The sequence below is a fragment of the Rhodococcus sp. HM1 genome (assembly GCF_023218075.1).
Classification (GTDB): Bacteria; Actinomycetota; Actinomycetes; order Mycobacteriales; family Mycobacteriaceae; genus Rhodococcus.
The window spans coordinates 1-10,931 of record NZ_JALPTB010000117.1 but is presented as its reverse complement, the minus strand read 5'-3'; the positions used below and the strand labels follow the sequence as shown (position 1 = coordinate 10,931).

Sequence of the window (10,931 nt, the reverse complement as noted above, 5' to 3'; positions counted from 1 at the left end):
CCCTTCGCCCTGTCCCGCCCCCACGGCACGGTCGTCGCCGACGGCGTCGCCGAATCCTGGTCCCGCGTCGACGATGCCGCCGCGGCCCTGCGCGCGGGAACGGTCCGCGCCGTCGTCGGCGCACTGCCGTTCGACCCGGACCACCCGGCAGCCCTGACCGCCCCGCAGACACTGACGCACACGCCCGCACCGATCTCCAGCCCTGCCGAGGCACTCCCCGCCATCGTCATCGACGCGGCACTGCCGTCCGAACGCGAACACCTCGACCGGCTCGCGACCGCCCTGACACGGCTGCGGTCGGACGACGAGCTCGCCAAGGTCGTTCTCGCCCGCGCCCTCGTCCTGCGTGCCGAACGTCCGGTCACCGCCGGGCAACTGCTGCACCGGCTGGCCGCAAACGACCCGAACGGCAACGGTTTCGCCGTCGACCTGAGCCCGGCGGGCGGAAGCCGGCGCGGACGGTACCTGGTCGGTGCCAGCCCCGAGGTCCTCATCCGCCGCCGCGGCGACCGCGTCACCGCGCACCCCCTCGCCGGGTCCGCGCCGCGCCACTCCGATCCCGAGATCGACCGCAGAACAGGCGAGGCACTCGCCGCCTCCGCCAAGAACCTCGCCGAGCACGCACACGTCGTCGCGGACCTGCGCGCGAGCCTCGAACCCCTGTGCATCGACCTCGACATCCCGGAACGGCCGCAGCTGACCAGCACCCGGCAGCTGTGGCACCTCGGCACCCCGGTGTCCGGGCGCCTGCGCGACTCGTCCGTCACGGCCCTCGACCTGGCCGTCGCAGTGCACCCGACCCCCGCGATCTGCGGCACCCCCACGGTCGCCGCGCGCGAGGTGATCCGCGAACTCGAGGGTGACCGCGGCTTCTACGCCGGCGCGATCGGCTGGTGCGACGCCGACGGCGACGGCGAATGGATGGTCGCGATCCGGTGCGCCGTGCTGGACGCCGACGGCCGCACGATCACCGCGCACGCCGGTGGCGGCATCGTCGCCGCGTCCGATCCTCAGGACGAACTCGACGAAACCACAACCAAATTCGGAACCGTTCTCGATGCATTGGGGGTACACCGGTGAGCACACCCGTCAGTCTCGTCGTCGGCGCCGCGCAGGGCATAGGCCGCGCGACCGCCCTCACGCTCGCCGGGGCGGGGCATCGCGTCGTGCTCGCCGACCGCGACCCCGAAGGTCTGCGCAAGACCGCGGCGATGCTCGACGAACCCGCCCCCACCTTCCCCGTCGACATCCGCGACGCCGACGCCGTCGACTTCGCGATCGACACCGTCGAATCCGAGCACGGCCCCATCACGAAACTCGCACACGTCGCCGGTGTGTTCTCCACCGCCTCGATCCTCGACGGCGACCCGGACGAATGGCAGCGCATCTACGACGTCAACGTCACCGGCCTGGTGTCGGTGCTGCGCGCCGTCGGCCGGCGGATGCGCGACCGCCGAGGTGGGTCGATCGTCGTGGTCGGCTCGAACTCGGCGGGTGTGCCCCGAATCGGCATGGGGGCCTATGGATCGTCGAAGGCCGCGGTGTCGATGATCGCGCGGGTCCTCGGACTCGAACTCGCCGAATTCGGAATCCGCGCCAACATCGTCGCGCCCGGATCCACCGACACCGCGATGCAGCGGTCGCTGTGGGCCGACCCGGACGACGACGCGGGCGCGCTCGGCGCGATCGCCGGTGACCCCGCCCAGTTCAAGGTCGGTATCCCGCTCGGCCGGATCGCCGAACCCGGCGACATCGCCGACGCGATCGAGTTCCTGCTCTCCGACCGCGCCCGGCACATCACCATGCAAGCCCTGTACGTCGACGGTGGCGCGACCCTGCGCGCCTGAGCATCCCCGAAAGGATCGTTTCGTGACATCCGGTCTGCGGCGCACCGCGCTCGCCGAAACCGCCCGCTACCCCGAAGAATTCGCGGAGCTGTATCGAGGAGCGGGGTACTGGACCCCCGAGACGTTCGCGCAGTTCCTGCCGGCGCGTGCCGCCGAGTTCGGCGACCGGGTCGCCGTCACCGGACTCGATGCGCGCGGCGAACAGCGACGCCTGACCTACCGTGAACTGGACGAGTCCGCGGCCCGGATCGCGTCGGGGCTCGCGGAACTCGGCGTGCACGCGGGGGACCGCGTGGTCGTGCAACTGCCGAACATCGTCGAGTACACCGAGGTGCTGTTCGCGGTCTTCCGTCGGGGTGCGCTGCCGGTGTTCGCGCTGCCCGCGCACCGCGCCGCCGAGATCGGCTACTTCTGCCGGTTCGCCGACGCCGCCGCGTACGTCGTGGCGGCGGAGAACGGCGGATTCGACTACCGGAACCTCGCCCGCGAGGTGTGCGCGAGCCTGGACAATCCCCCGGCGGTCGTGGTCGCCGGTGACGCCGCGGAGTTCGCCGCACTCGACGCGCTGCGCGCGCACGAGCCGGCCCCGGCGGCGGAACTCGACCCCGAATCGGTTGCCTTCCTTCAGCTCTCCGGTGGCACGACCGGAACTCCGAAGCTGATTCCGCGGACCCATTCCGACTACCTGTACTCGGTGCGCGAATCGGCCCGCATCTGCGGGGTCGACGCCGACACGCGCATGCTCGTGGCACTGCCTGCCGCCCACAACTTCCCGATGAGCTCCCCCGGCATCCTCGGCGTGCTGCACACCGGCGGCACGGTGGTGCTGGCCCCGGATCCCAGCCCCGACACCGCGTTCGCGCTGATCGAACGCGAGGCGATCACGATGGCCTCGTTGGTGCCGCCTCTCGCCATGGCGTGGCTGTCGGCGCGGGCCCGTAGCGAGCGCGACCTGTCGTCCCTGCAGGTTCTGCAGGTCGGCGGCGCGAAGTTCCCCACCGAAGCCGCCAAACGAGTGCGGCCCGAACTCGGCTGCACGCTCCAGCAGGTGTTCGGAATGGCGGAGGGACTGGTGAACTACACGCGTCTCGACGACGACGAGGACACGATCGTCACCACGCAGGGGCGGCCGATCAGCGTGCATGACGAGATCCGCATCCTCGACGACGACGACGTTCCCGTTCCCGTCGGCGCCACCGGGCACCTGCTCACCCGCGGCCCGTACACCATCCGCGGCTATTACAATGCCCCCGAACATAATTCGACGGCGTTCACCCCGGACGGCTTCTACCGCACCGGCGACATCGTCCGTCTCACCGAACGCGGCTACATCGTCGTCGAAGGCCGTGCCAAGGACCAGATCAACCGCGGTGGCGAGAAGATCGCCGCCGAGGAGGTCGAGAACCATCTGATCGCCCATCCCGCGGTGCTCGACGCCGCCGTCGTGGCGATGCCCGACCGGTACCTCGGCGAACGCACGTGCGCATTCGTCGTGACCGAAGGGGAAGCTCCGAAAGCACTCGAGCTCAAGGCTTTCCTGCGTGAACGCGGCCTGGCCGGATACAAGATCCCGGACAAGGTGCGTTTCGTCGACGCCTTCCCCGTGACCGGCGTCGGCAAGATCAGCCGGAACGAACTGCGGCGCGCACTGGCCGCGACCTTCGAGAACTGAACGCCCAACCCGAGAAAGCGACGCTCATGGCCCTTCCCGAGTCCGTGTCCTATCCGCTGCCCGAAGAACAGCCGGCGAACAGGGTGGCCTGGACGATCGACCCCGAGCGTGCGGTGCTGCTCGTGCACGACATGCAGGAGTACTTCGTGCGCTCGTTCGACCGCTCCGCCGACCCCCTCGCGACGGTGGTACCGAACATCGACGGGATCCGCGACTCCGCGCACGCGGCGGGCGTTCCGGTCGTCTACACCGCACAGCCCGGCAACCAGGATCCCGCCGATCGCGCTCTGCTGCTCGACTTCTGGGGTCCGGGTCTGACGGCCGATCCGGCCGAGACCGCGATCATCGACGACCTGGCTCCGCACGAGGACGACGTCCTGCTCACCAAGTGGCGCTACAGCGCGTTCATCCGCACCGACCTGCTCGAGCGGATGCGCGCGTGGGGCCGCGACCAGCTGATCATCACCGGGGTCTACGCGCACATCGGCTGCCTGACCACCGCGCTCGACGGATTCATGAACGACATCCAGGTCTTCTTCGTCTCCGACGGCACCGCCGATTTCTCGCGGCGCGAGCACACCGATGCGCTGAACTACGTGGCCTCGCGCTGCGCGGTCGTGCTGCCCACCGCCGACGTCGTCGACGCGCTGGCGTCGGCGAACGTCGCCGGGGACCTGGCCGCTTCGCGGGCCTGACCTACGCGACTGCGGTGACGCGTTCGTCGCGCCGCATCGCGAGTTCGGCGTAGCGGCCGTCGCGGGCGAGAAGTTCGTCGTGGCTGCCCAATTCGACGATCCGGCCGCGGTCGAGCACCGCGATCGCGTCGGCCGCCCGCACCGTCGAGAGCCGGTGGGCGATGGTGATGGTGGTGCGGCCGCGGCGCGCGGCGTCGAGTGCCTGCTGCACGGCCCGTTCGGTTTCGTTGTCGAGCGCGCTGGTCGCCTCGTCGAGCACCAGGATGCGCGGGTCCCGCAACAGCGTCCGGGCGATCGCGAGGCGCTGCTTCTCACCACCGGAGAAGCGGTGCCCGCGGGCGCCGACGAGCGTGTCGTATCCGTCGGGCAGCGACACGATCAGATCGTGGATCTGCGCGGCGCGCGCGGCGTCCTCGATCTCCGCGTCGGTGGCGTCGGGCTTGGCGTAGCGCAGGTTCTCGCGCACGGTCGCGTGCAGCAGGTAGGTCTCCTGCGAGACGACGCCGACGAGTGCGGCGACGTCGGAGAGCGGAAGGTCGCGCAGATCGACACCGTCGATCGTGACGCGTCCGGTCGTCGGGTCGTGGAGGCGAGCGACGAGCGAGCCGAGTGTGGTCTTGCCGGAACCGGTCTCACCGACGAGGGCGATCTGCGCGCCGGCCGGCACGTCGAGATCGATGTGGTCGAGCGCGGGACGGTCGGCACCCGGGTAGTACAGGCTCACGTCCTCGAAGCGCACCGCTCCGGCGACCCGGTCGAGGTCGAGCCGGACCGGATCGGCGGGTTCGTCGATCTCCACGATCAGGTCCAGGTATTCGAAGATCCGGCTGAACAGGGCCAGCGACGCGGTGACGGACACGCCCACGTCGAGCAGGCTCATGAGGGGGCGGAAGAGCGCGGCCTGCAGGCCGGTGAAGGCGACCAGGGTGCCGATGGTCATGCCGCCGGAGGTCGCGGGCAGGCCGGCCACGAGGTACAACACCGCGGGGATCGCCGCGAACACGATGTTCATGGTGGCCATGCGCCACCGGCCCGACAGCTGCGCGTGCACCTCGAGATCCGCGAGTTCGGCGGAGGTGTCCGCGAAGCGGCGGGACATGGACGGTCCGGTGCCGAGCGTCTTGGACAGGAGCACACCGCTGATGGACAGGCCCTCTTCGATCTGGGTCTGCATGTCGGCGAGGCGGCGCTGCTGACGCGCGGTGACCTCGCGGCGCATCAGCGCGACCTTGCGGGTCAGCCAGATCGCGGGCGGCAGCACCACGAGCGAGAGCAGCGACAGCCGCCAGCTCAGTACGGCCATCGCGACGGCGGTGCCGACGACGGTGGTGATGTTGGCGGCGATCGACGTGGCCGTGGAGGTCACGACGTTCTGCATTCCGCCGATGTCGTTGGTCAGCCGGGACTGGATCTCACCGCCGCGGGTGCGGGTGAAGAAACTCAGGGACTGACGCTGCAGGTGGGCGAAGACGCGGGTGCGCAGGCCGTGCATGATGCGCTGGCCCACCGTGGTGGAGATCCAGGTCTGGGCGACGCCGAGCACCGAGGAGGCGACGGTCACCGCGAGCATGCCGGCGACGACCCACAGCAGCAGCGAGACGTTCTGTTCGGGGATGGCGTGGTCGATGGCCGCGCGGACGAGGAAGGGGCTGGCGAGGGAGATCACGGACGAGGTGACGATGAGCGCCACCACGAGTGCGATCTGCCAGCGGTAGGGCGCGAAGAGGGCACCGATGCGGCGCAGGCTGACGGGTGAGTCCTGAAGCTGGCGTCGATCGAGGGGGTCGACCTTGCCCCGTCGTCCGGGGCCGGGACCGCCGCCCGGGGGGAGGTGCATCATGTACACCACCTCCTTCTGAGTCGATGTAACGTATTGAGGTTGCCTCACTAAGAGGTAAACGTCAAATGCGGTACTCTTCATTCCATGGCCGATTCACCCGCAACGTTGCGTGATCTGCTGATCACGGCCACCCGCACGCTGCGACGACGCTGGCACGAGACCCTCGAACCGTGGCATTTGTCACCTCACGAGCACCGTGCCCTGCGCGTCGTCGGCGGCTCCGACGGATCCCCGCTGCGGCTCGGCGAGGTCGCCAAGGCGCTGCGGATCGTGCCGCGCTCGGCCACCGAGGTGATCGACCGGCTCGAGGCCCGCGGACTCACCGAGCGGATCCCCGACCCCGCCGACCGCCGCGCGGTGTGCGTGCAACTGACCGACGCGGGACGCGACCTCGCCCGGCAACTCGACGCGGCGCGCGACGCCGAAGCCGGCGAGTTCTTCGCCCCGCTCGACGACCACGACCGCGCCGAGCTCGCACGGATCCTGCGCAAGCTCGTCGAGCCCTGACGGGAGTTCGAGGTTCCCGCAATCCGGATAGACAACAGCGCGCGGTCGGCAGCGCGCCGCTGTCGTCCCGTTCGGCGGCTTGCGACGCCATGACCAGTGCCACACCCGTAATGGTTCATTTGGAGGACGAGGCCGGATCCCGAACCCCGGTACCCTGCGATTGTTCGATGGCTCGTGGTCTCAGGAGGTTCGGCATGGTCGGCTCACCCGAATCGGTTCGTCGCGGCTTCGGCCTGGTCACAGCGGCCCTCGCGATCACCACGATGTCCGCCCTCCTGACGTCGCCGGCCGCCGGCGCGGCACCGGACGAAACCGGCTCCTGCCCAGAACGTTTCGTGCTCGCGGTGGACGGCACCAAGAACGTCGATTCCATCGATTCCCTGGACCCGGAGTCGCCGCTGGCGCAGATCTCGGAGCGCTACCGGCAGCCGGGCACGATCGTCGAACACATCCGCTATCCCGCGGTGGTCGTGCCGGTGCCGGACTCCGGTTCCAGCAAGGGCTCGGACGGCATCGCCTACGACGAGTCGAAAGCAATCGGCAAGAGCCGGTTGCGCGAGGCGATCACGCGGGAGCACGCGGTGTGCCCGAACTCGGAGCTCGTCGTTCTCGGTTACTCGCAGGGGGCCGCGGTCGCGGGCGATGTCCTGGCCGAGATCGCGCACGACGGTTCGGTTCCCCCGGACCGCATCCGGGGTGTGCTCTACGCGGATCCGCGCGACGAGAACGGCGTCGAGTCCCAGTTCCCCGGACAGGTGGCCCCGGGCATCACGCTCACGGGCGGACGCCACGATTTCGGTGACATCCGGGTGGACCGCGTCTGCCTCGCGGGCGATGCGGTGTGCGACGCCCGGACACCGGAGGACAGCGAGCACTGGCTCATCGAGGACCTCGCCGGATACCTGCTCCTGCACACCGAATATCCCGACTACGTGCGCTGACGGCCTACATTCGCCGCACCAGGGAACCGCCCCGGCGGCGATCGTAGGTGATGCCGCACCGGTCGACGACCTGACCGAGCGTCACGTGGCAGTCGTCGCTGTCGAAGGCCCGCGAGAAGCGGCCGTCGGGACGCACCCACACGCGAATCGCAGGCGCCGTCCCCGAGGAGGCGAGCAGGTATTCGTCGCAGCCGTCGGCGGCCACGGACACCCCGCGCACGGCACCCTGGGCAAACGCGAGTTCGATGAGGTCGTCGATCATGCGATTAGGCTAGCCTAATCTAATCCCCGGTGGGGGTGCTACGTCGACGACGACAGATCGAGCCTCACAAGTTCGTGCACTAACTGTTGGTATCCTCGACGAGATGAGTTCCGACGCCGCCGCTCCGTTCACACCGACCCGCGCGGACGATCCCTTGACCCTCGACCGTCAGGTGTGCTTCGCGCTCGCCGTGGCCAATCGCGCAGTACTCGCGGTCTACCGGCCGATCCTGGAGCCGCTGGGACTGACCCATCCGCAGTATCTGGTGATGCTCGTCCTGTGGGAGCAGGCACCGCTGTCCGTCAAGGAGATCGGGCGGGTCCTGCAGCTCGACTCGCCCACCTTGTCGCCTCTGCTCAAGCGTCTGCAGGCGCTCGGCCTGATCACGCGCACCCGCAGCACCGCCGACGAACGGCAGCTCGTCGTCGACCTCACCGACGAGGGTCGCGCGCTGCGGAGCCGCGCCGAGGCCGTGCCCGGTACCGTCGTCGACACGCTCGGTGTGGACATCTCCGAACTCGAGGAGCTGCACGCCGTCCTGAGCCGCGTCAACGCGGCAGCGTTGAAAGCCGGTGCGCTGCAACACAAGTGATGCCCACCCGGTAGGCAGTGGCGCAAACCACCGAACGGCCGGTCGCGCGCGGCCGGCTGCGCGCGACCGTTCGACGGTTCGGTGCCTACGAGTCAGGCGGTGCGGAGCGCGACGGACGCCTCGCCCGTGTAGACGAGGAACGTCAGCGATTCCTGGAAGTACAGCTGCACGGTCTCGGCGTCGTGCGACAGATACCCGATGGACAGGTCCTGACCGATCTGCAGGTCGAAGTCGCCGCCGCGGGTGCTGAGCACGAACGCGCCGTCGATCGCGGGAGCCCAGATGATGTCGCCGTCGATGAGCCGGCGGATCTGCTCCCGGATCGGGTAGCCGTGATCGGCCGTCTCGCTGACCTTCGTGAACTCGTCGGCACCGAGCAGCACCGAGTACGGGCCGCCGACACCGGCGAGACGCAACTGCGACAAGGCCTGGCTGATCGCCTCGGGAATGTCGCGCGGATCCTCCGGCAGGTTCAGCGCCGGATTCGACGAACTCGCGCGGATCCCTTCGATCCCGGCCGCCGCGTAGCCCTCGAAGATCGCGCGGTCCTCCGCGAACGCGATCTTCTTCGCAGCCTCCTTCACCGGATCCCAGTCGGAGTCCTGCGCGCCGCGCTCGACGTTGTCGATCTCCTCGCGGGACAGCGTGAACGGCACCCGCAGCTCGACGAGCGGCGCGACCCGGTGCCGCCGCGACTGCACACCCTCGGCGGGAGCAGCGATCGTCTCGGTGCGCCCCAGCCCGACCGCGGCGAAATCGACGCCGTGCGGGCCGGAGAAGTCCACGACCGTGCGGCCGGCGACGTGCCGCTTGAAGGTGCGGATCGCCTCCTCCTCGATCGACGCCCACGCGGCATCGGTGATCGGGGCGAGATCGCGGTAGAGGTTGTTCATCGCGTCGAACTCCTTCTGAGAGTGCCTATTCCGAGTGATCCGTCGCCCGGTGTGGTCGAACGCCCGTCGACGGGCTCCGGACCCGCTTCGGCGTTCACGGTGCGGCGCGGTGCGGGAAGATCCTCCAGGAACTCGGCGGACGGGCAGAAGAACAATCCGCCGGTGACCGCCGTGGAGAAGTCGAGAATCCGATCGTGGTTGCCCGGCGGATTGCCGAGGAACATGTTGCGCAGCATCTGCTCGGTGACGTCCGGCGTGGCCGCGTATCCGATGAAGTAGGTGCCGAATTCGCCGCTGCCGATGCTCCCGAACGCCATGTTGGCGCGCACGATCTGTCGTTCGTTGCCGTCCGCATCGGTGACGTTGTTGAGCGCGACGTGCGAGTTCGACGGCTTGACGTCGTCGTCGAGTTCGATGTCGTCGAGTTTGGTCCGGCCGATCACGCGTTCCTGCTCCTCGACCGGCAACGCGTTCCAGGCCTCGAGGTTGTGCAGGTACTTCTGCACGATCACGTAGCTACCACCGGCGAACTCGGCGTCCTCGTCGCCGACGAGAGCCGCGGCGACCGCGTCCTCGTCCTCGGGGTTCTCGGTGCCGTCGACGAAACCGAGCAGGTCGCGACGATCGAAGTAGCGGAAGCCGTGCACCTCGTCGACGAAGGTCGCCACCGGGCGCAACCTGTCGTCGATCTTGGCGGCGAGCTCGAAGCACAGGTCCTGAGAGGAGGCCCGGATGTGGAAGAGCAGGTCGCCGGGTGTGGACGGGGCACGGTGCACTCCCCCGTCGAGTTCGACGAACTCGTGAAGCTCGGCCGGCCGCGGGCCGTCGAACAGCCGGTCCCACAGTCGGGAGCCGATGCCCACGACGCAGGACAGACCACCCTCGGGGATCCGGAATCCCACCGCGCGGCGCAGAGCCGCGAGGTCTTCGAGCAGGTCACGAACGTCGGATTCGCCACCCTCGTCGACGGTCGCGACGAGGAAGATCGCCGCCTCGGTGAGCGGCGTCAGGATCGGTTGCGCACGGGCCACAAGAGCACCGTAGATCACCGGGTCGGACAAATCCCGTCGCAACCCGCCGTCCGGTCGACCCGACGGTGCCGCCGCTACCGCGACAGAGCGTCGCGGATCGCGGCGGCAGTACCGTCGAGCACGGTCCGGTTCGGACTGCGGGGTACCGCACGCAGACCGAACCCGTCACCGTGCCTTCGCGGAATGACGTGCAGGTGGACGTGGAAGACCTCCTGCCCCGCGGCGGTGCCGTCGGCCAGGAAGAGGTTCACGCCGTCGACGGGCAGGTCGCCGGAACGCAGCGCGATGGCGATGCGCCGGCCCGCATCGAAGATGCGCGCCCCGTCCTCGGGGTCGAGTTCTGCCAGACCCGATGCGTGACGCTTCGGAACGACCAGCAGATGTCCGGCCGTGAACGGCCGGATGTCCATGAACGCGATCACGTCCGGCTCGTCGAGCACGACGCTTGCCGGAGCCTCACCTGCGACGATTGCGCAGAAGACGCACGAGGTCATTACCGCGTATCCACGACCGGTGGAGCCGGCAGGCTCACAACAGTCGACGAGAAATCCGATACTCCGTCATACTCTCCGATTCTTCCTGTTGCCTTGCTGCGTGTCCCGGAGGAGCGGGATCGGCACGCACCGCAGGGCCGGTCACCGCATCGGCACC

At 69.2% G+C, this 10,931-nt stretch carries 12 protein-coding genes; 7 read left to right on the top strand and 5 right to left on the bottom strand.

The window, feature by feature from the left end; genetic code table 11:
• From M1M07_RS30935 to M1M07_RS30920, 4 genes are all read left to right on the top strand, one after another.
• A partial coding sequence (locus tag M1M07_RS30935) for an isochorismate synthase MenF (RefSeq protein WP_248676601.1) occupies positions 1-1,080 on the top strand: 1,080 nt, incomplete at its 5' end.
• A complete protein-coding gene (locus M1M07_RS30930; protein ID WP_197257719.1) occupies positions 1,077-1,847 on the top strand; it encodes an SDR family oxidoreductase in 771 nt (256 codons plus the stop codon). The genes M1M07_RS30935 and M1M07_RS30930, both read left to right, overlap by 4 nt.
• Before the next feature lie 22 nt (positions 1,848-1,869).
• On the top strand, positions 1,870-3,519 hold the full coding sequence (locus M1M07_RS30925; RefSeq protein WP_197257718.1) for a (2,3-dihydroxybenzoyl)adenylate synthase: 1,650 nt from the start codon (positions 1,870-1,872) through the stop codon (positions 3,517-3,519).
• A gap of 26 nt (positions 3,520-3,545) precedes the next feature.
• A complete protein-coding gene (locus M1M07_RS30920; RefSeq protein WP_197257717.1) occupies positions 3,546-4,214 on the top strand; it encodes an isochorismatase family protein in 669 nt (222 codons plus the stop codon).
• A gap of 1 nt (position 4,215) precedes the next feature.
• Here M1M07_RS30920 and M1M07_RS30915 read toward each other — a convergent pair whose 3' ends face one another.
• On the bottom strand, positions 4,216-6,054 hold the full coding sequence (locus M1M07_RS30915; protein WP_248676600.1) for an ABC transporter ATP-binding protein: 1,839 nt from the start codon (positions 6,052-6,054) through the stop codon (positions 4,216-4,218).
• An 84-nt stretch (positions 6,055-6,138) separates the two neighbouring features.
• Here M1M07_RS30915 and M1M07_RS30910 point away from each other — a divergent pair, with 84 nt between their 5' ends.
• Both M1M07_RS30910 and M1M07_RS30905 read left to right on the top strand, forming a co-directional pair.
• Positions 6,139-6,561, top strand: coding sequence for a MarR family winged helix-turn-helix transcriptional regulator (locus tag M1M07_RS30910; protein ID WP_197257716.1), 423 nt, complete (start codon positions 6,139-6,141; stop codon positions 6,559-6,561).
• A 194-nt stretch (positions 6,562-6,755) separates the two neighbouring features.
• A complete protein-coding gene (locus tag M1M07_RS30905; protein ID WP_248676599.1) occupies positions 6,756-7,502 on the top strand; it encodes a PE-PPE domain-containing protein in 747 nt (248 codons plus the stop codon).
• A gap of 4 nt (positions 7,503-7,506) precedes the next feature.
• Here the strand turns inward: M1M07_RS30905 and M1M07_RS30900 are convergent, their stop codons facing one another.
• A complete protein-coding gene (locus M1M07_RS30900) occupies positions 7,507-7,764 on the bottom strand; it encodes a hypothetical protein (RefSeq protein ID WP_197257715.1) in 258 nt (85 codons plus the stop codon).
• A 103-nt stretch (positions 7,765-7,867) separates the two neighbouring features.
• Between M1M07_RS30900 and M1M07_RS30895 the strand changes: the two genes are divergently transcribed.
• Entirely contained in the window at positions 7,868-8,356 is a 489-nt protein-coding gene (locus tag M1M07_RS30895) for a MarR family winged helix-turn-helix transcriptional regulator (RefSeq protein ID WP_248676598.1), read from the top strand.
• Between the two features lie 92 nt (positions 8,357-8,448).
• Here M1M07_RS30895 and M1M07_RS30890 read toward each other — a convergent pair whose 3' ends face one another.
• From M1M07_RS30890 to M1M07_RS30880, 3 genes are all read right to left on the bottom strand, one after another.
• Complete coding sequence (locus tag M1M07_RS30890) at positions 8,449-9,249, bottom strand: family 1 encapsulin nanocompartment shell protein (protein WP_248676597.1); 801 nt, start codon at positions 9,247-9,249, stop codon at positions 8,449-8,451.
• Positions 9,246-10,280: a Dyp-type peroxidase gene (locus M1M07_RS30885; RefSeq protein WP_197257711.1), complete on the bottom strand. Its 1,035-nt coding sequence runs from the start codon at positions 10,278-10,280 to the stop codon at positions 9,246-9,248. The genes M1M07_RS30890 and M1M07_RS30885 overlap by 4 nt, the downstream gene beginning before the upstream one ends.
• A 74-nt stretch (positions 10,281-10,354) precedes the next feature.
• Complete coding sequence (locus M1M07_RS30880; RefSeq protein WP_197257709.1) at positions 10,355-10,774, bottom strand: HIT family protein; 420 nt, start codon at positions 10,772-10,774, stop codon at positions 10,355-10,357.
• Positions 10,775-10,931 lie beyond the last annotated feature (157 nt).

Bases quoted from the DNA above. Each gene is read 5' to 3' on its own strand.
- M1M07_RS30905 (WP_248676599.1), top strand. From the start codon at position 6,756: ATGGTCGGCTCACCCGAATCGGTTCGTCGCGGCTTCGGCCTGGTCACA.
- M1M07_RS30890 (WP_248676597.1), bottom strand. From the start codon at position 9,249: ATGAACAACCTCTACCGCGATCTCGCCCCGATCACCGATGCCGCGTGG.
- M1M07_RS30880 (WP_197257709.1), bottom strand. From the start codon at position 10,774: ATGACCTCGTGCGTCTTCTGCGCAATCGTCGCAGGTGAGGCTCCGGCA.
- M1M07_RS30895 (WP_248676598.1), top strand. From the start codon at position 7,868: ATGAGTTCCGACGCCGCCGCTCCGTTCACACCGACCCGCGCGGACGAT.
- M1M07_RS30915 (WP_248676600.1), bottom strand. From the start codon at position 6,054: ATGATGCACCTCCCCCCGGGCGGCGGTCCCGGCCCCGGACGACGGGGC.
- M1M07_RS30900 (WP_197257715.1), bottom strand. From the start codon at position 7,764: ATGATCGACGACCTCATCGAACTCGCGTTTGCCCAGGGTGCCGTGCGC.
- M1M07_RS30910 (WP_197257716.1), top strand. From the start codon at position 6,139: ATGGCCGATTCACCCGCAACGTTGCGTGATCTGCTGATCACGGCCACC.
- M1M07_RS30920 (WP_197257717.1), top strand. From the start codon at position 3,546: ATGGCCCTTCCCGAGTCCGTGTCCTATCCGCTGCCCGAAGAACAGCCG.